This is a genomic window from Roseibium sp. AS2 (assembly GCF_038900065.1).
GTDB lineage: Bacteria > Pseudomonadota > Alphaproteobacteria > Rhizobiales > Stappiaceae > Roseibium.
The window spans coordinates 52757-79385 of record NZ_JBBMQN010000009.1; the positions used below are offsets into that span (position 1 = coordinate 52757).

Annotated in this window: 21 protein-coding genes; 11 read left to right on the forward strand and 10 right to left on the reverse strand. The window is 61.2% G+C overall.

The features are described 5' to 3' along the window. Positions 1–38: 38 nt before the first annotated feature. On the reverse strand, positions 39–632 hold the full coding sequence (locus tag WNZ15_RS22745) for a helix-turn-helix domain-containing protein (RefSeq protein WP_342895322.1): 594 nt from the start codon (positions 630–632) through the stop codon (positions 39–41). Positions 633–718: 86 nt separating this feature from the next. On the opposite strand from WNZ15_RS22745, the gene WNZ15_RS22750 reads away from it, so the two are divergent. Beyond that, the gene (locus tag WNZ15_RS22750; protein ID WP_342895323.1) at positions 719–1519 is read left to right on the forward strand and encodes a crotonase/enoyl-CoA hydratase family protein; all 801 of its coding nucleotides are present in this window, start codon (positions 719–721) and stop codon (positions 1517–1519) included. Positions 1520–1552: 33 nt separating this feature from the next. Here WNZ15_RS22750 and WNZ15_RS22755 read toward each other — a convergent pair whose 3' ends face one another. Continuing rightward, positions 1553–1993, reverse strand: a complete 441-nt coding sequence (locus WNZ15_RS22755; protein ID WP_342895324.1) for a ketosteroid isomerase-related protein — start codon at positions 1991–1993, stop codon at positions 1553–1555. A gap of 242 nt (positions 1994–2235) precedes the next feature. Here WNZ15_RS22755 and WNZ15_RS22760 point away from each other — a divergent pair, with 242 nt between their 5' ends. Then, positions 2236–3351, forward strand: coding sequence for a PAAR domain-containing protein (locus WNZ15_RS22760; RefSeq protein WP_342895325.1), 1116 nt, complete (start codon positions 2236–2238; stop codon positions 3349–3351). 19 nt (positions 3352–3370) lie between these two features. Next, a complete protein-coding gene (locus WNZ15_RS22765; RefSeq protein WP_342895326.1) occupies positions 3371–4396 on the forward strand; it encodes a hypothetical protein in 1026 nt (341 codons plus the stop codon). 173 nt (positions 4397–4569) lie between these two features. On the opposite strand, the gene WNZ15_RS22770 is transcribed toward WNZ15_RS22765, so the two are convergent. From WNZ15_RS22770 to WNZ15_RS22785, 4 genes are all read right to left on the reverse strand, one after another. Further along, positions 4570–5802: a DUF930 domain-containing protein gene (locus tag WNZ15_RS22770; RefSeq protein ID WP_342895327.1), complete on the reverse strand. Its 1233-nt coding sequence runs from the start codon at positions 5800–5802 to the stop codon at positions 4570–4572. Between the two features lie 142 nt (positions 5803–5944). Beyond that, positions 5945–7936 carry an RNA polymerase sigma factor RpoD gene (gene rpoD, locus WNZ15_RS22775; protein WP_342895328.1) on the reverse strand — a complete coding sequence of 664 codons (1992 nt, stop codon included), beginning with the start codon at positions 7934–7936 and terminating at the stop codon, positions 5945–5947. A gap of 486 nt (positions 7937–8422) precedes the next feature. Continuing rightward, positions 8423–10354, reverse strand: a complete 1932-nt coding sequence (dnaG, locus tag WNZ15_RS22780; protein WP_342895329.1) for a DNA primase — start codon at positions 10352–10354, stop codon at positions 8423–8425. A 177-nt stretch (positions 10355–10531) separates the two neighbouring features. Continuing rightward, positions 10532–11032 carry a GatB/YqeY domain-containing protein gene (locus tag WNZ15_RS22785; protein WP_342895330.1) on the reverse strand — a complete coding sequence of 167 codons (501 nt, stop codon included), beginning with the start codon at positions 11030–11032 and terminating at the stop codon, positions 10532–10534. A 244-nt stretch (positions 11033–11276) separates the two neighbouring features. On the opposite strand from WNZ15_RS22785, the gene carA reads away from it, so the two are divergent. After that, entirely contained in the window at positions 11277–12473 is a 1197-nt protein-coding gene (carA, locus tag WNZ15_RS22790) for a glutamine-hydrolyzing carbamoyl-phosphate synthase small subunit (protein WP_342895331.1), read from the forward strand. A gap of 257 nt (positions 12474–12730) precedes the next feature. Here the strand turns inward: carA and WNZ15_RS22795 are convergent, their stop codons facing one another. After that, entirely contained in the window at positions 12731–13168 is a 438-nt protein-coding gene (locus tag WNZ15_RS22795) for a MerR family transcriptional regulator (RefSeq protein WP_342895332.1), read from the reverse strand. Between the two features lie 833 nt (positions 13169–14001). Here WNZ15_RS22795 and WNZ15_RS22800 point away from each other — a divergent pair. The 4 genes from WNZ15_RS22800 (at position 14002) to WNZ15_RS22815 (ending at position 18973) form a co-directional block, all read left to right on the forward strand. Then, positions 14002–14244, forward strand: a complete 243-nt coding sequence (locus tag WNZ15_RS22800) for a helix-turn-helix transcriptional regulator (protein WP_342895333.1) — start codon at positions 14002–14004, stop codon at positions 14242–14244. Between the two features lie 172 nt (positions 14245–14416). Further along, positions 14417–17779, forward strand: a complete 3363-nt coding sequence (gene carB / locus WNZ15_RS22805) for a carbamoyl-phosphate synthase large subunit (protein ID WP_342895334.1) — start codon at positions 14417–14419, stop codon at positions 17777–17779. Positions 17780–17901: 122 nt separating this feature from the next. Further along, the gene (greA, locus tag WNZ15_RS22810; protein ID WP_342895335.1) at positions 17902–18375 is read left to right on the forward strand and encodes a transcription elongation factor GreA; all 474 of its coding nucleotides are present in this window, start codon (positions 17902–17904) and stop codon (positions 18373–18375) included. Between the two features lie 112 nt (positions 18376–18487). Further along, a complete protein-coding gene (locus WNZ15_RS22815) occupies positions 18488–18973 on the forward strand; it encodes a hypothetical protein (protein WP_342895336.1) in 486 nt (161 codons plus the stop codon). A gap of 29 nt (positions 18974–19002) precedes the next feature. On the opposite strand, the gene WNZ15_RS22820 is transcribed toward WNZ15_RS22815, so the two are convergent. After that, positions 19003–19470 (reverse strand): Lrp/AsnC family transcriptional regulator, encoded by a 468-nt coding sequence (locus WNZ15_RS22820; RefSeq protein WP_342895337.1) that lies wholly within the window; start codon positions 19468–19470, stop codon positions 19003–19005. 197 nt (positions 19471–19667) lie between these two features. Between WNZ15_RS22820 and WNZ15_RS22825 the strand changes: the two genes are divergently transcribed. From WNZ15_RS22825 to WNZ15_RS22835, 3 genes are all read left to right on the forward strand, one after another. Beyond that, positions 19668–20729, forward strand: coding sequence for a mitochondrial fission ELM1 family protein (locus WNZ15_RS22825; protein ID WP_342895338.1), 1062 nt, complete (start codon positions 19668–19670; stop codon positions 20727–20729). A gap of 97 nt (positions 20730–20826) precedes the next feature. Beyond that, positions 20827–21795 carry a thioredoxin-disulfide reductase gene (gene trxB / locus WNZ15_RS22830; RefSeq protein ID WP_342895339.1) on the forward strand — a complete coding sequence of 323 codons (969 nt, stop codon included), beginning with the start codon at positions 20827–20829 and terminating at the stop codon, positions 21793–21795. 47 nt (positions 21796–21842) lie between these two features. Then, complete coding sequence (locus WNZ15_RS22835) at positions 21843–22739, forward strand: LysR family transcriptional regulator (RefSeq protein WP_342895340.1); 897 nt, start codon at positions 21843–21845, stop codon at positions 22737–22739. Positions 22740–23303: 564 nt separating this feature from the next. On the opposite strand, the gene msrP is transcribed toward WNZ15_RS22835, so the two are convergent. Together msrP and WNZ15_RS22845 are read right to left on the reverse strand one after the other, a co-directional pair. Continuing rightward, on the reverse strand, positions 23304–24266 hold the full coding sequence (gene msrP, locus WNZ15_RS22840; RefSeq protein WP_342895341.1) for a protein-methionine-sulfoxide reductase catalytic subunit MsrP: 963 nt from the start codon (positions 24264–24266) through the stop codon (positions 23304–23306). Between the two features lie 107 nt (positions 24267–24373). After that, the gene (locus WNZ15_RS22845) at positions 24374–26437 is read right to left on the reverse strand and encodes an elongation factor G (RefSeq protein ID WP_342895342.1); all 2064 of its coding nucleotides are present in this window, start codon (positions 26435–26437) and stop codon (positions 24374–24376) included. Positions 26438–26629 lie beyond the last annotated feature (192 nt).

Genomic DNA, 26629 nt, shown 5'->3' on the forward strand with positions numbered 1-26629 from the left:
CATCCCGAAGAGCACATGAAGTCAGGGGCGTGGCAAAGTCAGGCGCGCTGGTTCATGGTCCCGACAGCCACCGCCACCAGCGTCTTCGCCGCCGTGCCGGCCGCCTCCGCGTAGGCCGCGTCCCGATGCACGAGCATTGTTGAAAACGCGCCATCCAGCAGCAGCACCACATGACGGGCAAGGTCCTGGAACCGCTCGACGCCGGATGCTTCGAATTCCGCCGCCATCCAGGCCTCGAATTTCTTCTTGTGGGCAGCGCCGACCTTCATGGCCGGATGGCCGGGCATGTCGGCAAGCTCGGCGGCCGTGCGCAGGAAGCCACAGCCTTTCCATTTCGGATGGCGCGCGGCCGCCGCAAGATTGCGGAAGATGGCCTGGACCTTGTCCGGCAATCCGCCATCCGCTTCCTCGAACCAGCTTCGGAACAGATCCAGATTGGGTTGGTCGCGGGAGACCAGATAGGCCTCGATCAGGTCATCCTTGCTCTTGAAATGATAATAGACGGTCTTCTTCGTGATCCCGGCTTTCGCCGCGATCGCGTCGAGGCTGACCGCGCGGATACCTTCCGCGTAGAACAGCTTGTTCGCAGCCGTCAGGATCCGCTCGCGGGCAGTGGATGAAGAGCGTGTCATTCCACAAGTATACTCACCAGTGAATATACTTCAATGCCCGCCCCGGCTAGCCTCCGGATATGGAAATCACACAAGGGAGACGGACCATGTCGAACACCGTGCTGCTGGACCGCCAGGGAAAAACAGCGCTGTTGACGCTCAACCGGCCGGAAAGGCTCAACGCGCTCGATTACGCGACCAACGATCTGATCCTGCAATATCTGGAGGAGCTGGAGCGGGACGATGCCATCCATACGGTCGTCATCACCGGCGCCGGCCGGCGCGCCTTTTCCGCCGGCGGCGATATTCACGAATTCTCCGCGACCATCGCGGCCGGAGCCGACATCGCCGTCCGGAAGTTCTGCCGCCGCGGACAGGCCATGACCGCGCGGCTGGAGGCCTTTCCCAAGCCGGTCATCGCCGCCGTCAACGGCCTTGCCTACGGCGGTGGCTGCGAGATCGCGGAAGCGGTGCATCTTGCCGTCGCCGCCGACACTGCCATGTTCGCGAAACCCGAGATCAATATCGGCATTCCGCCCACCTTCGGCGGCACCCAGCGCCTGCCCCGGCTGGCCGGGCGCAAGCGGGCCCTCGAGCTGCTGCTCACCGGCGATCCGTTCACGGCGCAGCGGGCCTTCGAACTCGGACTGGTCAACAAGGTGGTGCCGCCGGAGGCTGTCCTGGACGCGGCGTTCGAACTCGCCGGCCGCATTCAGCGGCACTCACGCCATGCCGCCGCGCGTATCCTCACCGCCGTGACCCGCGGCCTGAACACCGGCATCGCCGAGGGCCTTCAGATCGAACAGGAGCAATTCGCGCGCATGGCGGTGACCCGCGACACCCGCGAAGGGCTCGACGCCTGGATCGAACGGAGAATTCCGGATTACGACAGCAATGGAACGCCCTGACACCTCTCGGCGGAGGGGCGCGGTTTCAAGGCGTCACGCCTCTTCGGCAACCTGTTCGCCGGTTCCGTCCTTCACCTGGTCGATCCAGTTCTGAAGGTTGTAATAGGTTGTGATGCGGGCGATATGGCCGTCACGGATCTCGAAGAAACTGCCCGCCGGAAGCTTGTAGGTCTGGCCATGAGCTTCCGGCAGACCGTTGTCTGTATCGATATAGGTGCCGTTGACGATGAATTCGGCCGCGGCGCGTGTCCCGTCCTCCGTCACCAGAAGCACGATCTCGCTGAGCCGTTCCTTGTAGCAGCGGCTCATATGCACGTTGAACGACCAGAACTTGTCCTTGCCGACCCGCCGTTCGCCCTGGTTGACGTCATGGACAAGATCTTCGGCAACCAGGCTCTCCATCTTCTGGCTGTCGCCCGCGTTGAAGGCGGCGAAATACGTGTCGATCAGAAACCGGGACTGCTTGCTGGTCATGGATCCTCGCAGTGGCAAAATTACCGTCTGCCGCGAGTGTGCCCGCGCACCCCCGTCACCGCAAGGGGCAAGTCTTCAGGCGGTATAGAGAATTTTACCAAAGCTCCATCAAAGCGGACAAAGCTCTGTCAAAGTCCCGACAAGGCAAGGATTCTTCGGGGAGAGGCGGCACATCCGAGATTGACAGGTCGGCACGACTTAAAGATGATCAAACCGGATATTTTGTAAAATTCGGTTCTTTCATGCGATTTCCCGCTGCCCGTCTGTCCGACATGCATACCTGCCCGATGTGCATGGGCGTGCCCGCCCCCATCGTGTGGAAATGCGCCTATACGGTCCTGACCGGCAAGATGCCCCAGGCCCGTGTCGGCGACATGTGCGTGTGTGTCGGCCCGCCCCCGCCGGCCGGCGGCGACCCGATCATCACCGGTGCCTGGAACGTCCTCGTCGAAGGCAGCCCGGCGGCCCGCATGACCGACCTGACGGCCAAGGGCGGGGCCATCATCACCGGTTTCCCGACGGTCCTGATCGGGATGCAGGGTGCGGGAGGGGGCGGTGGCGGCGCGGCTCCGGTCGGTCTGTTCGATCTTCTGAAGAATCTGCTTTCCGAATTTCTGTCCGCTGTCTTCGCGGCCCAACGCCAGGTCTACAAGGACGGCTTCGACGTCGCTCTCGCGGAATCTGCGGACAAGCTGAGCAAGTTCCTGTTTGCTGAAGGCTCACTTGAAATCGAACGCGAAGGCCTGATCGGCCGCCTCATGGCCAAGTTTGATACCGGTCTCGCAAAATGGGATGTCTCCGGGCACTTCTTCGAGGCTTTCCCCTATATCGGCGGATATACGAAAGGCGATGTGCTCAGGCTGCAGGCCAAGGACGAACTCGGCGTCGTCTATGGCGGAGGCCACACCCTGGGTGTCAAGGCAACGGGTGCAACCGCCGGCGCGGGTTTTTTCATCGGAGATGACGAAAACAACCCGTGGTATGAAGCCGGTGTACAGGGCGCAGCAGGACAGGCGGAACTCGCCGGAGAAGCACTCGTTGGCTATGACGGCCGCCGCGCAGGTATTGCGGTCGGCGGAAAGGCGGCGGCTGACGGCCTTGCCGGCGATGTCGTCAATGAAGTCAACATTCCGATCCCGTTTACGGACTACTCGATCGGCATGCGCGGAAAGGTTGGCGTTACCGGCTATTCCGCTGGGGCAGAAGGGCGCGGATATGGTTTTTATGATACCGAAACGGACCGGGCACATACCGGTCTCTCGGGCGGCATTGACGCGGGCGCTGGTCTTGGCGGTTCTATCGATTTCAGTATTGGCAAGCGCTACAAGGACCGAAATCGCGATAGCGCAGGCTTCTAGCCCAACGGACAAAGGTCGAATGCAAGACAACCGGAAAATTGCCAAAACTCCGCCCCCGTCTGCCTTCCAGCAGGGCTACGGTATTTTCCAGTACCGCAACACTGTTCAATCCCTTTTTGATTTTTCAATTCGCCTGCCGGACACCTGGACAGCCTACCCTGTCGCAGACAAGGTCCCGACGGATCAGATGCCCCTCACGGTCCTGCTGACCTCTCATGGTTCTGACAAGAATGTCGAACTCCTTGTGTGGGGGAATCTGATGCCCCGCGAAGTCAATCCAGTCGACTGGCTGGACGGGTGGTTACGCTCTCAGAGCCTTCGCGCACTCGATATTCAGATGCGCAAGTCCTCGTATGGTGTGCTTGCCGACGTGCTCGCCACCGGTACGAACAAGGGCAAGGTCACGCTTCACCGGCTCGCGACATTCAAGGACGGCAACCGGCTTTTCCTGCTCGAAGCGCGCTCGCCTGCCACGCCTCCCGAAACGGTGAGGCAGATGCAAATGCTCTTTTCCGGTGCCTTGACCGGCTTCAGGCTCAGCAATCCGACACATGAGCGTTTTGCCGAACCCTTCGCATTTCAACAACTCGATGGAACGAAACCGCTTCAGGTCGCTGTTCCGGAAAGCTGGCAGAAGACGGTTTCTCAAAATGCTCCGGAGGGCGGCGCGGCGTTGCAGTTGGACAACCTTGCGGACGGCACGTCGCTCGGCACAATCATCATTGTCGCGTCTTCCGTTGCCGGCGATGCACCGGCTCTGGAAAAAGTGACGCTTGAGAATCTGGCGGCAAACGGAATTGGCATTGTTCCAGATTCAGGGACATTCGGAACCGTCGAAGCGACACCTCTTCCGAGCCAGTTGGCGCGCGTCGACGCCAAACGTGGCCACCTTGACCTGGAGATGACATTGCTGCGGGCCGGCTCGGCGGACGTCTCGGTTTCCGCCATCCTTCTCTCCCCCGCGCGCTCGACGAATTTCGAAGCCTGGGCCATCAACCGAAGAGCGTTTGAAATCGTCGTGGAATCGCTTCAGCCGCTACGATAACGCACGTTGCATTTGTCTTGCCGCATGGGACCATGTCGAAAGACATGGCTCATAGCAGCGGCGCTTGCCACGATGCTGCGTCTCGGCTCATGTGACCCGCCTCGCTGCGTGAACCGTTCGGCACCATCAAATGCATCAAAACACATGGTGCTTGAAAGGCAGTGGCGCGCCCCTCAAAACCCCGTCAGCCCCCGCTCCAGCCATTGGCTCTGGGGGATTTCGTTCCCGATCTTGAAGGCAAAGTTTTCCACCCGGGTCACGCCGCTGTCGGTCTCGCAGCGGAAGGAGACGTCGAACCAGCGGCCCAGGCTCCGGAAGGCGGCGGTTTTCGGTTGCAGCACGTTGCCCGGCGGCGGGCGAAATCTCGGCAGCAGTTCCGGCGGCAGGGCGCTGACCGAGGAGATCTGCGCTCGCAGCTCCGTCATGCACAGAAGGTTCAGCCGCTGGCCCTCGGACATGCCGCGCATCGCGGTACGCGCCTGCGGGGCGTCCAGAATATCGCGCGAATAAAGCTGCCTTGCCGCCAGCATGCCCGCCGGCGGGCCTGACGCTCCCGTCCGGGCGGTTTCGCGGCGCGCCGCCGGAGCCGTCTGCGCCGCGCGGGCCGGCTTGGGAGCGGGCGTCGCCTCGGTGACGATCGGCCCGACCACGCCAAAATCCTCGGGCGCCGTAATCTCCGCGATACCGATGTCGGTTTCGGCCTCCGTGCCCGATGCCGCTTCCGTCTCTTCAGCGGGGTCGATCACCGGCGTGTCCGCCGTGTCGCTCTCCTGTGGCGCGTCTTCCGGCACAGGAACCGGGTCAGGCTCCGCCTCCGTGTCTTCCTGCGCCTCTGCCGTATCGATATCGGCCGCGTCAGCCGGATCAGCTTCGCCTGCGGCCGCCTCTTCCGCTGCCTCCACCTCGGCCTCCGTCTCCAGAGCTGTTTCGGCCTCCGCCGGTTCTTCGTTCTCTACCGGCTCTGCTGGCTCCACCGGCTCTTCGGGCGCTTCCGCCTCGGCCGGCTCCTCCGGCGGCGTTTCCTCGCCCACCGGACCGGTGTCCTCCTCGCCGAATTCCTCGACCGGCTGCAGCACGGGCACATCCGCCGGCGGCGTTGCGGCCTCCTCCGGCTGCTGCGGTGCGGGCGGCGGGGCCGGAGGTGGCGGTGGAGGCGCGACTGCCGGCTCGGCCTGCTCCGGTTCGGGAACGTCCGGTTCTTCGGGTTCCGGCTCTTCGGGCACGGCGGGCGGGGACGTTTGCTCGGGTGGCGGCACCAGTTCCACCTCGACCGTGTCTTCAATCGGCTGCGAGACATATCCCGATATGACGCCGGTCAACATCAGCGCCGCCAGCGCATGCAACACCAGCGAAATCGCAATTCCCCAGCCGAATCCCTTCCGGTCCTGGGGTTCGTCCCCGTCCATCGGTCGGTCCCTATCGGCGATCATGGCCAAGAAAATGCCCCTGGTTCGGTTTCGGCGGTCGCAACTCCGGCATCCTGCACCAAAAAACCCGGCGTCGCCGCCGGGTTCCTTGAAGGGTGTCTGTCGGGCTCCGTGGCAGTCCTCAGCTGTCGAGGAACGAACGCAGCTTGCGCGACCGGCTCGGGTGCTTCAGCTTGCGAAGCGCCTTTGCCTCGATCTGGCGGATACGCTCACGGGTGACCGAGAACTGCTGGCCGACTTCTTCCAGCGTGTGGTCGGTGTTCATGCCGATGCCGAAGCGCATCCTGAGAACACGTTCCTCGCGCGGGGTCAGCGAGGCCAGCACGCGCGTGGTGGTCTCGCGCAGATTCGACTGGATCGCCGCGTCGATCGGCAGCACCGCGTTCTTGTCCTCGATGAAATCGCCGAGATGGGAATCCTCCTCGTCGCCGATCGGCGTTTCGAGCGAGATCGGCTCCTTGGCGATCTTCAGGACCTTGCGGACCTTTTCCAGCGGCATCTGCAGCTTTTCGGCCAGCTCTTCCGGAGTCGGCTCGCGGCCGATCTCGTGCAGCATCTGGCGCGAAGTCCGCACGATCTTGTTGATCGTCTCGATCATGTGCACCGGAATACGGATGGTCCGGGCCTGGTCGGCGATCGAGCGGGTGATCGCCTGCCGGATCCACCATGTGGCATAGGTGGAGAACTTGTAACCGCGCCGGTATTCGAACTTGTCCACCGCCTTCATCAGGCCGATGTTGCCCTCCTGGATCAGGTCCAGGAACTGCAGGCCGCGGTTGGTGTATTTCTTGGCAATGGAAATCACCAGGCGCAGGTTGGCCTCGACCATTTCCTTCTTGGCGATGCGCGCCTCGCGCTCGCCCTTCTGCACCATCGCGACGATGCGGCGGAATTCGGTGATCTCAAGGCCGGTTTCCGTCGCCAGCGTCTGGATTTCCTGACGCAGCTCGCGGACGGTCTCCTTTTCCTTGGCGATGAAGTTCTTCCAGCCGCGCGTGGACAGATTGGCGACCTTGCGCAGCCAGTTCGGGTCGAGCTCGGCCCCCTGATACTGCTTGAGGAAGTCGGTACGGTCGACGTTGTAGCTGTCGGCCAGCCGCAGCAGGCGGCCTTCATAGCCCATCAGGCGCTTGTTGATGTCGTAGAGCTGGGCCACCAGCGCATCGATGCGGTTCTGGTTGAGCGACAGGCTTTTGACATCGACGATGATGTCTTCTTTCAGCTTCTTGTAGCGGCGCTCCTGGCTCGGCGACAGGGTCTTGTTGGCCAGCTTGTTTTCAACAAGCTGATCCTGCAGGCGGCGCAGCTTCTTGTAGTTGTCGGCGATGTTGTCGAAGGTTTCCAGAACGCCCGGCTTCAGTTCCGCTTCCATGGCGGAGAGGGAGACGTTGGATTCGAATTCGTCGTCGTCATCGTCCTCCTCGCTCTCGCCGTCCTGGTTCTGGGTCTCCTCGGACGCCCCTTCGGTCTTCTCCGGCGCGCTCTCGCCCGGTGCCACGTCGTCATTGGCGACAGCCGGCCCCGCCTTGGCGTCCGGCCCGGCATAGGTCGCTTCCAGGTCGATGATGTCGCGCAGCAGGACCTGGGCTTCGTTCAACTCGTCGCGCCAGATGATGATCGCCTGGAACGTCAGCGGGCTTTCGCACAGGCCCGCGATCATGGCTTCCCGGCCGGCCTCGATCCGCTTGGCGATCGCGATCTCGCCCTCGCGGGAGAGCAGCTCCACCGAGCCCATTTCGCGCAGATACATGCGCACCGGATCATCGGTGCGATCCGCAGGTTCCTTGGTGGTGGTGGTCTTGGTAACAGCCGTCTTGGGAGCGGTGACCAGTTCGCCGCCGTCAACTTCTTCAGGACCGTCTTCGGCTTCGTCGGAATCGATCACGTTGATCCCCATATCGGACAGCATTGACATGGTGTCCTCGATTTTCTCCGACGACACCTGCTCTGACGGCAGCACCTCGTTCAACTCGTCATAGGTGACGTAGCCGCGCTTCTTGGCGGCTTTGATCATCTTCTTGACAGCGGCATCCGACAAATCCAGCAGCGGACCATCCGGGCCGTCCGCGCTCTGTTCCTGAGTGTCGTCTGCTTGTGTCGCTTTGGCTACCATATCGTGCTCCAGTTCGTGGCCGGTCCGGCCACGCCGCGCCTATATTCCGACTTCAACTCAATTCGCCCTCAGCGCGCCAGCTATGCGAGCGGCGGCGTCCAGAGGAATCATTGCGAATAGGTTTGTAAGCCGTGTCCCTTAAGTCCCAATTAACCGTACGCATTTCGACAATGACAGATTTCAGCATCGGCACAGCATACGGCCATTCATGTCTGCATTCGCTGATCGAATGCGGAAGAGGTATTCATACGGGTTGCAGCTGTTTTAAGACTATAGCCGCGAGCAGGCTCATAGGCTGCGGCGCTTGAAAGCTGCAAACGTTCTATTTAGCTCGACACGCGCGATTCGCAAGAGTGATTCGTCACAGGTCAATTGAAAAATGTGTTTTTTTAAGGCACTTGGCCACCAAAACAGGTGAATGGACGGCATCTGCCGACACGCAGCCAACGGAGTGCCGACACCAACGCGCGGTTCCTGCGCGCTCCGTTATTGCGCCGCTGCGACGGCAGCCGGTGCGGACCGGATCTTTCTGGCACGTTCCGCAAGATCGGCCTCGTCGCGCGCGCATTCCTCGCGCCGGCGGCCGAGATCCTGTGTCAGCGCCTGAATGCGCATCCAGGCATGTTCATCGAGTTGCTCGTCCGCGTTTGCCAGTTCCGCCGATAATTCCTCATCCAGCGCATTGAGTTCCAGGACATCCAGGAAATGCAGGAACGCCGCCTCGACGAAATCCTCCGGCGGATTTGATTTCAGAAGGGGAAAGCGATGGATCAGCGCGGAGAACTCGGAACCGTTCTGTTCCTGCAGCCCCATGCTCTCCGGCCGGGTTTCCGACATGATGTCCCTGAGCGGACCGTCGAAGGTGCTGGTCAGTTCGGCAATCGGAGTGTCCTCGAGATCGTCGACGATCCGGCACAGGACATCGCGCAACTGACGATGCAGATCGTTGGTCAGCGGCAACATGGAAAACCGCTCGAAATTCCTGTCGAGCATATGCGGATAGCGCATGCTCAAACCCAGAACGAGGCGTTCCGTTCCGAAATCATCGCTCGCGGCCACCCGCTCCCTGCCCGTGCCCAGCGCGGACACCGTCTCCCCGGCCTTACCCCCGCCTTTTCGGGTCTGCCGGGCTTGCTCGAAGAACAGGTTGGACAGTTTGAAGCGCAGATCGAGTTGATAGCGTCGGCGCACACGTTCATCCCGGATCGTACCGATCAGATCGTCGAAGCGCTTTTCGAGCGCGGCCTTGCGCTCCGGCGTGTCCAGGCGCGACGCAGAGATCTCCCGGTCCCAGACCACATCGAACAGTGCCCGCGCACGGTCCGTTTCCGCCTGGAAGCCCTCCAGCCCGCGCTGTTTGATCAGGTCGTCCGGATCCATGCCGTCCGGCAAAAAGCAGAACTGGAACGAAAAACCGCTTTTCAGGACCGGAAAGATCCGGTCGATCGACCGGTGCGCCGCCGCGACCCCGGCTGCATCGCCATCGAAGCAGATCACCGGTTCCGGCGCGAATTTCCACAGGCGCACCACCTGATCCTCGGTGAAGGCGGTTCCGAGCGAGGCGACCACATGCTGGACCCCGGCCTGCCAAAGAGCGATTGCGTCGAGATAACCCTCGACAACCACCGCCTCCCCGGACTTGTAGGCCGGTTCGCGCGCGCGGTGCGCATTGAACAGCATGACGCCCTTGTGAAACAGGGGCGTTTCAGGCGAATTCAGGTATTTCGGCTGTCCGTCCGGTGACAGCGTACGCCCGCCGAAGGCGACGACACGGCCACGGTCGTCCTGGATGGGGATCATCAGCCGGCCCCGGAACCGGTCATAACAGGGTCGCCCGCCTTCCGGCCTGATGACGAGACCCGCCTCCACCATCAGATCTTCGGAAACGTCGCGGGCAGCCAGATGGGATTTCAGCGCGGTACGGCTGTCCGGCGCGAACCCGAACCGGAATTCCGACAGGGTTTCCGCCGTCAGCCCCCGCCGGCCACAATAGGCTCGGGCGTCTTCGCCGCGCGGTCCCGCATATTCGGCCTGGAAGAACCGGGCGGCCATTTCGCAGATTTCCGCAAGCCCGGCCCGTTGGGTCTCGCGCCGTGCGGCCTGCGGATCGGGTGCGGGCAGCGCCACGCCTGCATTTTCGGCCAGCCGCTCGACGGCTTCGGGAAAACTGAGCCCCTCGGTCTCGCACACGAAGGTGAAATGGTCGCCCGAAGCCCCGCAGCCGAAGCACTTGTAGCGGTTGCGCCGGTCATCGACGTGAAAGCTCGGGCTCTTTTCCTGATGAAACGGGCAACAGGCCCAGTAGTCGCCCCGCCCCGGCTGCGTCTTGCGCCGGTCCCAGGTCACGCGGCGGCCGACCAGCTCCGACAGGGTCAGCCGGGCGCGGATTTCATCTAGAAGGCGCGGTTCGAAACGCATGGAACGCTAACAGCCCGGGGTCAGTGGATACATCAGGGTCCGGCAGCGGCCACGGGGCGGCGCCGGAACGGTCTGACAAAATAGAGTGTCTTCCGGCCTGATGCCAGAGGCACGGAGCATCAAGAGAACCGCTCTGGACAGGCTGTTGACAAGCGGCCGGCGGGGCCGGGGCACGGCCTAGTCGCCGCCGCTCTCCGGTGAAGCGGCTTCCGGCTTGTCGTTGCCGTCGGTCCGCAGCATGTCCTTGACGACGCAGGACGCCTGCACGAAGTCCATCTTGCCCGGATAGCGGGTCTTGAGTTCGCTCATGCAGCGGCCGATGTCGCGCAGGCCCTGGGCATCGATATCCTTGACCGTTTCCTCGCAGATCGAGCGCATTTCGTCGCCGCTCACCTGAACCGGCAGGAATTCCCGGATGATGTCCTGTTCGGCCCGCTCCTGCTCGACAAGATCAAGCTGTCCACCGCTTTCGAATTCTTCGGCCGAGATTTCGCGCTGGCGGATCATTTTCTGAAGGATGTCAATCACTTCGTTTTCTTTGACGCCGTCCTTGCCGTTTTCGCGGGCGGCAGCCTCACGGTCTTTGACGGCGGTCTGCACAAGGCGCAGGGTCGCGCATCGGCGCTTGTCGCCATCGTTCTGCGCCACCTTCAAGGCCGCGTTGATTCTGTCGCGCATTTCTGTGCGCATGGTTCACCCTACCCCTGCCGTGCTGAGGGATGAAGCGCCTCGACGCCCGCCTCACTATCCAGCTAAGTTATTGAATTTTAGATATCTTTTTTCAGAGGATCAATATTGACGATCCAAGCCGCTTCCCATAGAGTCCCGCGCTGAATGCAGGCGGCCACCTGCAGGCATCTGGCCTGCCGCGAACGCCTTTCCTGCAGTGCATGATGTCACCAACAAGATCTGGAAACAAGACATGACGACAGCAGACGCATGGTCCGAGACCCCGGCGACCGCCCTGCTCGTGTTATCCGACGGCAGCATTATCGAGGGACAGGGCCTCGGCGCCACGGGCCAAGCCGTTGGTGAGATTTGCTTTAATACGGCCATGACCGGTTATCAGGAAATCCTCACGGACCCCTCCTATTCTGGACAGATCATCACCTTCACATTTCCGCATATCGGCAATGTCGGCACCAACGACGACGACCTCGAGACCGTCAACATGGCCGCGGACAGTGGCATCCGCGGTGTCGTTCTGGCTGCGGCCATCACCGACCCGGCAAATTACAGGGCGGCCAAACATCTCGATGCCTGGCTGAAAAGCCGCAACCTGATCGGCATCAGCGGCGTCGACACCCGCGCCCTGACCGCCCTGATCCGGGAAAAGGGCGTACCCAATGGCGTCATCGCCCATGCTCCGGACGGCCAGTTCGACGTTGACAGCCTGAAGGCGGCGGCGGCCAACTGGCCCGGCCTGGTCGGAATGGACCTTGCGAAGGACGCCTCGACCACCCAGTCCCATCCCTGGTCCCAGACCACGTGGAAATGGAACGAGGGTTACGGCGAAGCGAGCGACGCCTCATACAAGGTGGTTGCGATCGACTATGGTATCAAGCGCAATATCTTGCGTCTGCTGACCGACGCCGGCTGCCAGGTCACCGTGCTGCCGGCCACGGCGACGGCGCAGGACGTTCTGGCGCACGATCCGGACGGCGTTTTTCTGTCCAATGGACCGGGCGATCCGGCCGCCACCGGCGCCTATGCCGTCAGCACGATCCGCACTGTGGTCGAGAAAGGCATTCCGACCTTCGGAATTTGCCTCGGGCACCAGATGCTGGCCCTGGCCCTTGGCGGCAAGACGGTCAAGATGCACCAGGGACACCATGGTGCGAACCATCCCGTCTTTGACCACACGACCGGCAAGGTCGAGATCACCTCGATGAACCATGGTTTCGCCGTCGACGCCGACAGTCTGCCGGACAACGTGGCCCAGACCCACGTCTCCCTGTTCGACGGTTCCAATTGCGGACTGGCCATGAAGGACAAACCGGTCTTTTCCGTCCAGTACCATCCCGAAGCGTCTCCGGGACCGCATGACAGCAATTACCTGTTCAAGCGGTTCACCGGATTGATGGACACGTCCAGAACGCTCCAGGACGCGGCATCCTGAAACAGCGGGCCTGACCGTCGGCCGCTGCCTTCGGACACGGCCCTTTGAACCAATGAGCGTTGTTTCGGCCCGGTCGGGCCGAAAAGAAAGCCGCGTCAAAGCCTCCGCGCCACGCGACGGCAAGCCGCGGAGGCTTGTCCGCGCTATCGCGCGCCTGTTTTCAGGCCGGAAACCGCAATTTACCGTCCGCGTTCAAAAGAAAACCCGGCGCATCTGAACACGCCGGGTTGATCGATTGACGGAAGCGCCGCTCCGGTTCAGCCGACGAGATCGTCGAAAGTTCCCAGGATCTGTCCAACTTCGACGATCTGCTCGTCAAGCATCTGCTTCTGCTCGAGCAGGAGTTCCTGCTGCGCCCGGCAGATCTCCTGGAGTTCCTTGTACTGTGTGTCGCGCTTGGTGCTGCCTTCGACCAGTTTGATCACCTTGCGGATCTCCGCTAGGGTCAATCCGATCTTCTTTGCCTGCAGGATGACCCGCATCCGCGACACATCCCGCTCACCGTAAAAACGGCGCGCGCCCTTGCGTACGGGATTGAGAAGCCCTTTTTCCTCATAGAAGCGCAAGGTGCGGAGGGTCACCTCGAACCTTTCCGACATTTCCGAAATCGCAAGTGCGCGGTCGTCCATGACCACATCTTGTGTCGGACCAGCTATGTCCGGAATAACGACCATTTTGGTAGCTGCTTTGTTCATTTTCTAAGCCCGATCTTGTCTTTTTTGTTCCAAGCCCGGCTGGGTCTTGCAGAGCTACCCGACGTCGCGATCCCACCTCCGGTCCGTCGGGTCCCACTAGCACGGCAAAAAACAGCTCCTTCAGCTTGAAACGCAATGCTCACCGCTTCGGAAGCCCCCACACCAAACTCACAGGAGACTAAGCTCTAGTTTAATACAACGGATTGACAGTTAAAATCTACGTGAAAATTAGAAATATTGGCGATTTTCCGCAAAAGAATCAGTGTTGTGGAAACTATTTCTCATATCCGGATAACAAGAACACAAAACTGCGAATGTTTAATTGCTTCGAATATACGTCATAATCATATAAATATTAATTATCGATAATTTAGCACCAATAAATAGACTGCGTCACAATAGACCAATCCCACCCAAATTATCTTGAACTTCCAACAACCGGCACAGGAAAACTACTTAGCTTTCCTTATCTTACCCCTGATATTTATTACAATTCACAAGATGTGCCCCGTTGCCACATCACTGCCGTTAAATTGACGCGCATGTGGCATTCGGTAGCAGCCTTCCCGCCATCGCACGACATTGGGCTGCAAAACAGCCGGTACCGGCTGCGCACCGCTTCCCGGAAAGGCAGCGCCGACTCGGCCGGCCACCGCCAGCTCGACGGCACATAAAGAGCACATTGTGCACTTCCTGATTGACAATTGGGCATCCAGGTTATTTCTGTCACGTGGGTGGGACGTGCAGCGCCAAAAAAGGGCGGCATGAAATCAGGGTACTCCGGAATTAAGACGAAAATGGCCGATTCGAAATCAAAAGACGCGGTGTCAGGCATGACCCCGCAACAATTCCGCCACTGGCGACGCGCGCTCGGATTGAAGCAGAAAGACGCGGCAGATCGGCTCGGGCTCAAGAAGCGCATGATCCAGTATTACGAGAAGGGCAACCGCGACGGCCGTCCGGTTGAAATTCCGAAATCCATCCGCCTGGCCTGTTATGCGCTGTCGCACGGCATCGGAGACTATGACGGTCAGGTCACGGTTCCGTTGCCCATGGAAAGCAAGGACTTCGAATAAAGTCGTGTTTCCGCCCCGGAAAACGTCTACTTCCGTCCCGGGCGGGGTTTCCTAGCGCGCTGCTTTTCCCTATAAGACGCGCTCAGCCAACACTGTCATTCACGTCAAGTCCGGGTCGGTCCGCATAACGAAAGCCGTTATCCGGACTGGCCCCTGCGAGCTGCGAGCCGAGATGCCAAAACGCACAGATATCTCTTCCATCCTGATCATTGGTGCCGGTCCGATCGTTATCGGCCAGGCCTGCGAATTCGATTATTCCGGCACCCAGGCCTGCAAGGCACTGCGCGAGGAAGGCTATCGCATCATTCTGGTGAACTCGAACCCAGCGACGATCATGACGGATCCCGATCTCGCCGATGCCACCTATATCGAGCCGATCACCCCGGAGCTCGTCGCCCAGATCATCGAAAAGGAGCGCCCGGACGCGCTGCTCCCGACGATGGGAGGCCAGACTGCGCTGAACTGTGCGCTTGATCTTGAAGAGATGGGCGTTCTGGAGAAATTCGGCGTGGAAATGATCGGAGCCCGCGCCGACGTCATCGAAAAGGCGGAAGACCGGGAAAAGTTCCGGGCCGCCATGGACACCATCGGACTTGAGAACCCGCGCGCCTGCATCGCCTCCTCGCCCGCAATCCGTGACGACAACGGCCGCATCACCGGCTACGACCGCAATGCGGGATATCTGGAGGCCATGCGCGCCATCGACGAGATCGGACTGCCCGCCATTATCCGGCCGGCCTTCACTCTGGGCGGCACGGGGGGCGGTGTTGCCTACAATCGCGAGGAATACGAGGCCATCGTGCGCTCGGGCATCGACGCCTCGCCGGTCGGCCAGGTACTGATCGATGAAAGTCTGCTGGGCTGGAAGGAATACGAGATGGAAGTTGTCCGCGACACCGCGGACAATTGCATCATCATCTGTTCCATCGAGAACGTCGATCCGATGGGCGTGCACACGGGCGACAGCATCACTGTCGCTCCGGCGCTGACGCTGACGGACAAGGAATACCAGATCATGCGCGACGCCTCGATCGCGGTGTTGCGTGAGATCGGCGTCGAGACCGGCGGCTCCAACGTGCAGTTCGCGGTCGATCCGGATACCGGCCGCCTCGTTGTCATCGAGATGAACCCGCGCGTGTCGCGCTCCTCCGCCCTCGCCTCCAAGGCAACCGGCTTCCCCATCGCCAAGATCGCCGCCAAACTGGCGGTCGGCTATACGCTTGACGAACTGGAAAACGACATCACCGGCGGTGCGACGCCGGCGTCTTTCGAACCGACCATCGACTACGTCGTGACCAAGATCCCCCGGTTCGCATTCGAAAAATTCCCGGGTTCCGAAGCCACGCTGACCACCGCGATGAAATCGGTCGGAGAAGTCATGGCCATCGGCCGGACTTTCAACGAGAGTCTTCAGAAAGCGCTGCGCGGGCTGGAAACCGGCTTCAACGGACTGGACGAAGTCGAGATCCCGGGCCTCGACCAGGGCGATGACCGCAACGCCCTGCGCGCCGCCGTGTCCATCGCGACCCCCACCCGGCTCCTGAGCGTTGCCCAGGCCATGCGCCTCGGCATGAGCGTTGCAGACGTCCACCAGGCCAGCGGCATCAACACCTGGTTCCTGGAACAGATGGCCGACATTCTGGCAATGGAAGCCAGGGTGCGGAACATCGGCCTGCCCGGGGATGCGGCCAATCTTCGCAAGCTGAAATCCATGGGCTTTTCCGACACGCGCCTGGCAAGCCTTGCCGGCATGGAGGAGAGCGACGTGTTCGGTCTGCGGCAGAAACTTGATGTTCATCCGGTCTACAAGCGCATCGATACCTGCGCCGCCGAATTCGCCTCGCCGACCGCCTATATGTACTCGACCTACGAAGCACCGTTCATGGGCGCGCCTGCCTGTGAAGCTGACCCCTCGGACAGGAAGAAAGTCGTCATCCTGGGCGGCGGTCCGAACCGGATCGGCCAGGGCATCGAATTCGACTACTGCTGCTGTCATGCCGCCTTCGCTCTGGAAGATGCCGGCTACGAGACCATCATGGTCAACTGCAACCCGGAAACCGTCTCCACGGACTATGACACTTCGGACCGGCTCTATTTTGAATCGCTGACCGGCGAGGATGTTCTGGAGATCATCCGCAAGGAACAGCAAAACGGCACCTTGCACGGGGTCATCGTCCAGTTCGGCGGCCAGACGCCGCTGAAACTGGCCCAGACACTGGTCAAGGCGGGCGTTCCGATCCTGGGCACGTCACCGGACATGATCGATCTGGCAGAAGACCGCGACCGGTTCCAGAAACTGCTGGTCAAGCTCGATCTGAAGCAGCCGGAAAACGGCATCGCCTACTCGGTCGAGCAGGGCCGCCTTATTGCCAGCCGCCTGGGGCTGCCTCTGGTTGTCCGCCCGTCCTATGTTCTGGGCGGCCGCGCCATGCAGATCATCCGGGACGAGGAGGCGCTCAACTCCTATCTGCTCGGCACCTTGCCGGAACTGGTCCCGGCGGAAGTCAGGGCTAAATATCCCAACGACAAGACCGGCCAGATCAACACTGTTCTGGGCACCAATCCGCTTCTGTTCGACCGCTACCTGGACGGAGCCATTGAGGTCGATGTCGATGCGCTGTGCGACGGCAAGGATGTCTTCGTCTGCGGCATCATGGAGCATATCGAGGAAGCCGGTATCCACTCCGGCGACAGCGCCTGCTCGCTGCCGCCCTTCTCGCTCGGCGACGACGTGCTGGCCGAACTCAAGCGCCAGACAAGCGCGCTCGCCCTCGCGCTGGAAGTCGGCGGCCTGATGAATGTGCAATACGCCATCAGGGGCGGCGAGATCTACGTGCTGGAAGTCAATCCGCGCGCCTCTCGGACCGTGCCCTTTGTGGCCAAGACCATCGGTGTTCCGGTTGCCAAGATCGCCAGCCGAATCATGGCGGGCGAGAGCCTTGCCTCATTCAACCTGTCGGAAAAGGCCTTCAGCCACATTGCCGTGAAGGAGGCCGTGTTCCCCTTCGCCCGGTTCCCCGGCGTCGACACCATTCTCGGCCCGGAAATGCGGTCAACCGGTGAGGTCATGGGTCTCGACACCGCCTTCGGCAAGGCCTTTGCCAAGTCTCAGATCGGTTGCGGCACGGGTGTTCCCGGTGAAGGAACGGTGTTCGTTTCCATGCGCGACGAGGACAAGGCCGGTGTTGTCGAGGCGGTGCGCAATCTGGAAACGGCCGGTTTCAGCATCATCGCAACCAGCGGAACCCAGAAATTCCTGGAGCAGCAGGGCATCCCGGTGAAGAAGATAAACAAGGTCCTTGAAGGCCGTCCGCATATCGTCGATGCTATCAAGAACGGTGACGTCCAGCTTGTCTTCAACACGACCGAAGGCGCGCAGGCCATTTCCGACAGCCGGTCGATGCGCCGGGCAGCTCTCCTGAACAAGGTGCCGTTTTACACGACCCTTGCAGGGTCCGTTGCAGCGGCCAAAGGCATTGCCGCCCACAAAGCGGGGAGCCTTGAAGTAAGACCTTTACAATCCTACTTCGGCTAAGGCTAATATACTCATTGACCGGCCGGGAAAGCGCGCCTTTCCCGGCTTGGTTTGTTTTTGTTAATGCGCGGTCCTTTAAGAAGAGCAAGATAAGGACCCAATAAGCTGAAGGTCTGAGACCCATGGAAAAAGTTCCGATGACCTCCGCCGGTTACAAAATGCTTCAGGATGAACTGAAGAAGCGTACCGGGGTGGAGCGTCCGCGCATCGTTGATGCCATTGCTGAGGCACGCGCACATGGCGACTTGTCGGAAAACGCCGAATACCATGCGGCCAAGGAAGCCCAGAGCCTCAACGAAGGCCGCATCGGCGAACTGGAAGACAAGTTGTCCCGCGCTGAAGTGATCGACGTGAGCAAGCTGTCCGGTGATTTTGTCAAGTTCGGTGCCACCGTGGCCCTCATCGACGAGGATACGGAAGAGGAAAAACGGTACATGATCGTCGGCGATGTCGAGTCGGACGTGAAACAGAACAAGGTGTCGATCTCCTCGCCGATCGCACGCGCCCTGATCGGAAAGTCCGTCGGCGACAGTGTCGAGGTCGCCGCCCCGGGCGGCGCGCACTCCTACGAGATCGTCGAAATCAAGTTCGGCTGATCAGCCTCTTTTCCCGCCGCATGCGCCGTGCCTGCGGCGGAAATCGATTTCTCCCTTTGACGTGTCCCGGTCGATCGTTAATCTGACGGTCGGCGTGGCGGAGAACAATCGAATGGTCTTTCATGCAATAGCGATCTGGCTTCTGGTGGCCTCGGTGCCCCTGTGGGTCTATCGGTGGGTCGTCTATGTCGGGCTGAACGCCCGGGAGAGGGCGATCTTCAGGCGGCTTGTGACCAGCCGGGCGGAAAGTGCCTTCCGATTCGGTGCGCGTATGTTCGGGTTTCTGGTGGTCCTGGCATCCACCGTGATGCTGCTGGTCTATGCTCTGCGCTATCTGAAGCAGGGATCGATCGAGATCGGCGCCTTCAAGCAGACCGTCCGGGGCCGTCTGTATTCGGGGATGGACCCGATCGATCAGGCACTGAACTCATACCACTACGAGCAGTCCCTGCCGATTGCTGTCCTGACCACATGCCTGCTGCTTTCCGTCGCGTTCACCCTGGCTGCCGCCGCCTTGCGGGACATCTCCATCCTCGGCCGTCTGCGCCGGAAGCTGAAGAAACTTCAGACCCGCCTGGGAACAGAAATGCCCACATAGCGTCTGCGGCCTTGTGCGCGCCGGACCGGTCAGTCGATCGGCACCACCGGTTCGTCCTTGGTGCGCCGGATCGTCAGCGCGGTGCGCACGCTGTCCACATTTGTTGCTGCGGTCAGATCGCGGATGATGAAGTTCTGGAACGTCTGCAGGTCGGGTGACACGCATTTCAGCAGGAAATCGACCTCGCCGGACAACATGTAGCTCTCGCGCACCAGCGGCCAGCTCTGCACCGTCTGCTCGAACGCAATCAGATCGGCTTCGGTCTGGCTGTGCAGCCCGACCATGGCAAAAGCGGTCACATCGTAACCCAGCTGTTTTTCATCGAGCAGGGTGCGGTAGCCCAGAATGAGCCCCGCCTCTTCCAGGGCCCGGACGCGGCGAAGACAGGGAGGCGCGGAAATGCCGACCCGCCGGGCCAGCTCCACGTTGGTCATCCGGCCGTCCTCTTGCAATTCTTTCAGAATCTGCCAGTCAATGGCATCGAGCCGCGCTTTCAAACCAGTCTCCTTCGAACTTCACACTTGACCGGGATGGACATCATTGCCACCGGAACGGTCTGCGTCTTGCGGGATCAGAGTGTCCCGCGCTAACGTGTGCTTCCGGTGCCGAGTTATGATTTTTTGCGCGGTTGTGCAAGACTATAACAAAATTGCGCACGATTTCGAAAGATTACGACAGGGGACGTTCTCCGGACATGCCGATTTCTCGGGAGACCGCCCAGCCGACCGTCTGGATCGTGACAGATGGAAAGGCCGGAGACCTGGCGCAATGCGTCGGGGTCGCCGACGCGCTCGGCTTTGCCCGTGAAATCCGGCAGGTCGCGCCCCGGCCACCATTTTCCTGGTGGCTTCCGTTCGGACCGACGGATCCCAGGGAATGGGAAAGCCGTCCCGGCAGTCCGCTCACGCCCCCCTATCCGGACATTGCCATTGCCTCGGGCCGGCGCGCGGCCGGATATCTGCGCCGGATCAGGCACAGGTCCGGTGGCCGGACCTTTACCGTCTTTCTGAAGGACCCGCGCACCGGCCCCAATGCGGCCGATCTGATCTGGGTGCCCGAGCACGACAGCCTGCGAGGCCGCAATGTCCTGGTCACCCCGACCTCGCCGCACCGGTTTTCCAGGGAAAAGCTCCGTGACCTGCGTTCCCTGTCCGCGCCGGAAATCGACCGGCTGAAGAAACCGCGCGTGGCGGTACTGGTCGGCGGCGACAGCCGTCACCACAAGTTCACCGAGGATGACCAGCTCCGGCTCCTGAACGGCCTGCGCGGGCTGGCAGAGGAGGAAACAGCGGGCCTGATGATCACGGCGTCACGCCGCACGCCACCGGCCCTCGCCTACGGCCTCGCCAGCCTCGCCAAGTCGGGCGGCCATCTTTATTGGAACGGCACCAAGCCGAATCCGCTCGGACTTTACCTTGCCAGGGCGGATGCGATCGTCGCAACGGCCGATTCCACCAACATGATCGGTGAAGCCGTGGCGACCGGAAAACCTGTTCATGTCTTTCATCCGAACGGCGGCCACAACAAGATCAACCGGTTTTTGGGAAATTTGCAGCGCCTTGGTGCCATTCACCCCTTCCCAGGCCCGCTGAAAACCACTACCTACGAGCCGATAGATGCCACCCCCGTCATCGCGGAGCGCATTCTTGCGGACTACGCGGCATTCCGGCGGCAACAGGAACAGGCGAATTGCCTCACGGACGTTCATCCGGATTTGCCGGATCTGAATGAGCGTCCGGAAGCGGATCGACATTGAAACGACAGGACATCGTGCATTCGCAAGGAGGCACGATATTCCGGGAAACGACTGCCGGTGTCATGACCGGTACATACGACAGGACAAGGGTGCGCCCATGAGCACGGAACACAGCAAACTTCTGATCATCGGCTCCGGCCCGGCCGGCTACACCGCGGCGATCTATGCCGCTCGTGCCATGATCGAACCGACCCTCGTCGCCGGGATTCAGCCGGGCGGCCAGCTGACAATCACGACCGATGTCGAGAACTATCCCGGTTTCGCCGACCCGATCATGGGTCCGTGGCTGATGGAACAGATGCAGAAGCAGGCGGAAAACGTCGGCACCCGGATTGTCTACGACACCATCGTCAAGGCCGACCTTTCCAGTCGTCCGTTCCGTCTGGAGGCCGACAGCGGCACGGTCTTCACCGCCGACACCCTGGTGATCGCGACCGGCGCCCAGGCCCGCTGGCTCGGCCTGGCGTCCGAACAGGACTACATGGGCGCGGGCGTCTCGGCCTGCGCGACCTGCGACGGTTTTTTCTACCGCAACAAGGAAGTCGTGGTGGTCGGCGGCGGCAACACCGCTGTCGAGGAGGCGCTCTATCTCGCCAATCTTGCCTCAAAGGTGACGCTTGTGCATCGGCGCGACAGCCTGCGGTCGGAGAAGATCCTGCAGGAGCGCCTGTTCCGCAATCCGAAGATCGAGGTCATCTGGGACTCCCAGGTCGACGAGATTCTGGGCGGTGGCACGCCCAAGGCCGTCACCGGAGTACGGTTGAAGAACACCAGAACCGGCGCGCTTCAGGAGATTTCCACAGATGGTGTGTTCATCGCCATCGGACACGCACCGTCGGTCGAACTGTTCAAGGATCAGTTGACGCTGAAGCCGAACGGCTACCTGGAAACCGCGCCGGATTCCACCAGAACCACGATCCCGGGCGTCTTCGCGGCCGGTGACGTCACCGACGACATTTATCGTCAGGCGGTCACGGCCGCCGGCATGGGCTGCATGGCTGCGCTTGAAGCGGAGAAGTTTCTGGCCGAACATGAAGTGACATCGGAAAAACAGGCGGCCGAGTAAGGCCGCCAACGGTCGCACGGCGGAAATCGTCCTGCGGAGGGGCACGCATGGATTGGGACAAGTTGCGCATCTTTCATGCGGCCGCACAGGCCGGCAGTTTCACACATGCCGGCGACGCGCTCCACATGAGCCAGTCCGCGGTCAGCCGGCAGGTCAGCGCCCTGGAACACGATCTGGGCGTGTCCCTGTTCCACCGCCATGCCCGTGGCCTGCTTCTGACGGAACAGGGCGAACTGCTTTACCGCACCGCCAGCGACGTTCTGATGAAGCTGGAAGCCGTCCAGTCCAGTCTGACAGACAGCAAGGAAAAGCCATCGGGCGCATTGAGAGTGACCACAACGGTCGGTCTCGGCTCCACATGGCTGACCTCCCGGATCAAGAATTTCATCGACCTTTATCCGGATGTCGACCTGCATCTGCTGTTCGATGACGACGAACTGGATCTGGGCATGCGTGAGGCCGACGTCGCCATTCGCCTGCGCCAGCCGACCCAGCCCGACCTGATCCAGCGCAAGCTGTTCACCGTGCATTTCCACGTCTATGCGGCACCCGAATACCTGCAGAGATTCGGCGCACCCCAGTCCATCGACGATCTCGACAATCACCGCATTGTCACTTTCGGCGAGCAGGCGCCCGCCTATCTCCGGTCCATGAACTGGCTGGAGACCGCAGGCCGCTCGGCAACGAGCCCCCGCAGGTCCGTGCTGAAGGCCAACAACATCGTCGCGATCAAGCGGGCGGTGCTGTCCGGGGTCGGCATTGCCATGCTGCCGGACTACATCATCGACATGGCCACCAACCTCGTGCCGGTCATGACCGGACAGGAAGACAAGGTGCCCTCCTTCGACACCTATTTCGTCTATCCGTCCGAACTCAAGAACACGGCCCGCGTTACCGCATTCCGGGAATTTCTGCTGACCAGCGCTGAAAAGTGGACCTATTAGGGCCTGTCGCGTTCAAACCGATTACCGGTTCCGGGAAAGCGCCCGAGGCAACATTCGCGGTGCAATTGCTGTCGCGCGATTTCCTTCAATTCAATTCATTGCGACATGCGCGAGCTCTCCGGTCGGAAGGATCGGAATCGGATCAGAAATTAGGCATGCCCAAACATGCGTCCTTCATGAAAAGGGGCTCTTCTCCCGTCCAACCACTGTTTTTTTACCCGGTGTTAAACTTTTTTCGGGTTTGACGGGCACGGCAAGATCGCCCCAAGATATTGAAAATATGAAGATTTTATCTGATAAAGTGACTGGAAAGTCATGATCTGCATTAAACGCATAGCAGATACCCACCCCTGCCTCTTGTTTATGCGACTTGTGCACTGCATATAAGCATCACTGTTGGTCACACGGGCACCACGTCCTCCTCCCAGTGATGTCCAGACCAGCTGTTCCCCTCTGGAAGGTGATTCTACTGTTTTTCAGTGAATCAAACAGACTGCCGGGTCTCTTGAGACCCGGCTCTTTTTTTGTCTGCACCGCAGTGCAGCATGGCGGCCGCGACATTCCCTACATGTAGAGAAGCTCGCCTTTCATGCCCTTGTAGAGATGGGCGACCTGCTCTTCATAGCCGTTGAACAGCAGTGTCGTGCGGCGCTCGTCCGTTCCCAGCAGCTTTTCCGACGCCTGCGGCCAGCGCCGATGCGGCACGGACGGGTTCACATTGGCCCAGAAGCCGTATTCCTTCGGCTGGATTTCTTCCCAGAAGCTCACCGGCCGCTGATCGGTGAACGTGATCCTCACCACCGACTTGATCGACTTGAAACCGTATTTCCACGGGCTGACCAGGCGCACCGGAGCACCGAACTGGTTGGCGAGCGGCTTGCCGTAGACACCTGTGGCCATGAACGCCAGCTCGTTGGTGGCCTCCTCAAGCGTCAGTCCTTCCACATAGGGCCAGGGATACCAGGACTGTTTCTGCCCGCTTGCAACGGATGGGTCGTGAAACGTTTCGAAGCGCAGGTATTTCGCGCCGGTCTGCGGACCCGCGAGCCTGACCAGATCCGCAAGCGCAAATCCGGACCAGGGCACGGCCATGGACCACGCCTCGACGCAGCGATGCCGGTAGAGACGTTCTTCGAGCGGCATTTTTGCCAGAAGATCGTCGATGCCGATTGTTTGCGGATTGTCGATCAGCCCGTCCAGCGTCACCGTCCAGGGGCGGATTTTCAAATCCTGCGCTGCGGACCAGATCTGCTTGTGGGAGCCGAACTCATAGAAATTGTTGTACTTGGAAGCGACGTCTTCGGCCGTCAGGTCCCGGTCGAGCTGGAAGGCCGGATTGCGCTGGACCGGATAGAGCCCCGCACTCGGATCGTCTTCGGCGAAGGCCGGGCGCATGCCGAGACCGCTGCCGAGCAATGCGCCACCGCCGACAAGGCCCGCCAGGATCTGCCGCCGGTTCAGGAAGATGTGCTCAGGGGTTGCCTCACGTTCGGGGAGTTCCCAGCTGCGCCGTTTCAAAATATTCATCTCAAGTCTCCCGTTTGTCCCGGAGGAAACCGGAAACGTCCATCAATGGCAAATAACGCCCTGGTGACCGGCAAAGGGCGGCGCAGCGGACCGTCGTCCCGGCAGGCTCACGCCGCCTGTTTCCCCGAGCGCTGAAGGGCCAGTGCCGCCGCCTTGCCGGACAGTTCGGACAGGTGGTCGAAATGCGCCGTGTAACTGGCCACACCGGCCGTTGCCGAGCGCAGCTCGACAATCAGGTCGCCGATCTCCGCTTCCGGCATCAGGGCCTGAACCTCGTCCCAGCCGGGCCAGCCGGGCCGGGCGTCGAAGCCCAGCAATTGACCCCGCCTTGCGGACACGATGGCGTTGACCCTGGCCGTCGTGTCGCTGGGACAGGCGATCACCACCTTGTGGACCGGTTCCAGCAGCACCGGTTTGCAATCCGGCAATCCTTCCCGGATCGCCTGGATCCCGGCCATCTTGAACGCCTGGTCGGAACTGTCGACGGAATGATAGGATCCATCGGTCAGACACACCCCGATGTCGACCACCGGAAATCCGAGCGGTCCTTGCCTTAGGGCGTCCAGGACACCGTCCCTGACAGACGCGATATACTGTTTCGGAACGACGCCTCCGGAAATCGTGTCGGCGAACTGGACACCCTCGCCGCGCGGCAGCGGTCCGATCTCGAGAACCACATCCCCGAACTGGCCATGTCCGCCGGACTGCTTCTTGTGCCGGCCGCGCACCTTTGTGCTCGACCTGATCGTTTCCGCGTAGGGGACATGCGGCGCATGCTCGGCGATATCCATCCCGTATTTGCCCGCGAGCCGCTCCTGCGCCACCCTGAGATGCATCTCGCCCTGCCCTGAAAGAAGCGTTTCGGCTGTGGTCTGGTTCTGGCTGACCGTCAGCGACCGGTCTTCTTCCACCAGCTTTGCAAGCGCGGTGGAAAGACGGACCTCGTCCTTGCGCTGCGAGGCGGAAATGGCCGTTGCCAGGACCGGACAGCGCTGTTCGAACTCCTCGAGGCTGGAGGTCCTGCCCGGTTCGAAACACAGAAGATCGCCGGTCTGCACATCGTCAAGTCTGCCCAGGGCCACCAGATCCCCCTTGCCCGCGGTCGCGATCTTGATGGCCTGCTGGCCGAAAACCGAAAAAAGACCCGACACCTTGATGTCGCTGTCGCCGTTCAGGAACAGGCTGTCGCCGTCGCACACCTCCCCGTCCAGAACACGCGCAACCGACAGCTTGCCGCCATGCTGCGTATGCAGCGTCTTGACCACCTGCAGCGCCTTGCGTTTCCGGGTGCCGAGAATCCGGCGCGCCAACAGGTCGACGCCGGGCCCTTCGTGGCGCAATGCCTTCAGCAGCCGGCCGACGCCGTTGCCATGCTCGGCGGAGCCGAAAAACACCGGGCAGATCAGACCGTCCCGCATCTCGTTGACAAGATCGGCGAACACCTGGTCCCGGTCGGGCGCGATGTCCTCCAGCAGGGCCTCCATCAGATCGTCGTCATGATCGGCGAGATGCTCCAGCATGGTGAAACGGGCTTCATGTTCCCGAAGCCTGTCTTCGTCGGACATGTCGATCCGGCTGCTCGGCTCCTTGTCGTGGTAGACATGGGCCCGTTCCAGCGCAAGATCGATGAAGCCCGCAGCCTGACCGTCTTCCCAGATCGGGATCTGCCTGAGCACCAGCGGTACGGCGGACGCCGGCTGCAGTAGGCTCAGGACATCGCGCACCCTGCGGGTGCTCTTGTCGATCTTGTTCAAAAACAAAACCCGCGGAATGGCGCGGGCTTCAAGGGCTTTCAGGATAAGCTGCAAGGCGGGAACCTTGCGCTCGTCGTCCTCCGCCACGACGACGGCCACATCCGCTCCGCTGAGGGCCCCGTCCATTTCGCTCAGGAATTCGACCGATCCCGGACAGTCCACAAAGACGAACCTGTCGCCGAGATAGTCGGTATCGGCGATATTCAGTTCAACGCTCATGCCATGCGCACGAGCTTCCGGCGCGCCGTCTCCGACTGTGTTGCCGGCCGCGACCGTTCCCTGTCGGGCCACCTTGTCCGTGCGCGCCAGCAACGCCTCCAGGAGGCTGGTCTTGCCGCTGCCGTAAGGTCCGACCAGGGCGATACAGCGCGGCGTGGTGCCGGCTGACGAGTCCTTCTCATGTGTGTTGATTGCCATGTTGAGCCTCCCGTTGGTTCGAGGATATCCTCGACACAACGCGGCACGGCCCCATGCAACGGACGCAGGCCCGCCGCGTCTCGCCCCGTTGGGATCGAAGACAGGCGGTCAGGCGCTTCTGGTCGCACCGGACCCCGGATGTCGGTCGTTCGACCCTGGGCGGTCTTGCATGGTCGCGCCAATGCCGCGAGT

Coding starts and splice junctions, on each gene's coding strand:
- WNZ15_RS22745 (WP_342895322.1), bottom strand. CDS start 632: ATGACACGCTCTTCATCCACTGCCCGCGAGCGGATCCTGACGGCTGCG.
- WNZ15_RS22750 (WP_342895323.1), top strand. CDS start 719: ATGTCGAACACCGTGCTGCTGGACCGCCAGGGAAAAACAGCGCTGTTG.
- WNZ15_RS22755 (WP_342895324.1), bottom strand. CDS start 1,993: ATGACCAGCAAGCAGTCCCGGTTTCTGATCGACACGTATTTCGCCGCC.
- WNZ15_RS22760 (WP_342895325.1), top strand. CDS start 2,236: ATGCGATTTCCCGCTGCCCGTCTGTCCGACATGCATACCTGCCCGATG.
- WNZ15_RS22765 (WP_342895326.1), top strand. CDS start 3,371: ATGCAAGACAACCGGAAAATTGCCAAAACTCCGCCCCCGTCTGCCTTC.
- WNZ15_RS22770 (WP_342895327.1), bottom strand. CDS start 5,802: ATGGACGGGGACGAACCCCAGGACCGGAAGGGATTCGGCTGGGGAATT.
- rpoD (WP_342895328.1), bottom strand. CDS start 7,936: ATGGTAGCCAAAGCGACACAAGCAGACGACACTCAGGAACAGAGCGCG.
- dnaG (WP_342895329.1), bottom strand. CDS start 10,354: ATGCGTTTCGAACCGCGCCTTCTAGATGAAATCCGCGCCCGGCTGACC.
- WNZ15_RS22785 (WP_342895330.1), bottom strand. CDS start 11,032: ATGCGCGACAGAATCAACGCGGCCTTGAAGGTGGCGCAGAACGATGGC.
- carA (WP_342895331.1), top strand. CDS start 11,277: ATGACGACAGCAGACGCATGGTCCGAGACCCCGGCGACCGCCCTGCTC.
- WNZ15_RS22795 (WP_342895332.1), bottom strand. CDS start 13,168: ATGAACAAAGCAGCTACCAAAATGGTCGTTATTCCGGACATAGCTGGT.
- WNZ15_RS22800 (WP_342895333.1), top strand. CDS start 14,002: ATGACCCCGCAACAATTCCGCCACTGGCGACGCGCGCTCGGATTGAAG.
- carB (WP_342895334.1), top strand. CDS start 14,417: ATGCCAAAACGCACAGATATCTCTTCCATCCTGATCATTGGTGCCGGT.
- greA (WP_342895335.1), top strand. CDS start 17,902: ATGGAAAAAGTTCCGATGACCTCCGCCGGTTACAAAATGCTTCAGGAT.
- WNZ15_RS22815 (WP_342895336.1), top strand. CDS start 18,488: ATGGTCTTTCATGCAATAGCGATCTGGCTTCTGGTGGCCTCGGTGCCC.
- WNZ15_RS22825 (WP_342895338.1), top strand. CDS start 19,668: ATGCCGATTTCTCGGGAGACCGCCCAGCCGACCGTCTGGATCGTGACA.
- trxB (WP_342895339.1), top strand. CDS start 20,827: ATGAGCACGGAACACAGCAAACTTCTGATCATCGGCTCCGGCCCGGCC.
- WNZ15_RS22835 (WP_342895340.1), top strand. CDS start 21,843: ATGGATTGGGACAAGTTGCGCATCTTTCATGCGGCCGCACAGGCCGGC.
- msrP (WP_342895341.1), bottom strand. CDS start 24,266: ATGAATATTTTGAAACGGCGCAGCTGGGAACTCCCCGAACGTGAGGCA.
- WNZ15_RS22845 (WP_342895342.1), bottom strand. CDS start 26,437: ATGGCAATCAACACACATGAGAAGGACTCGTCAGCCGGCACCACGCCG.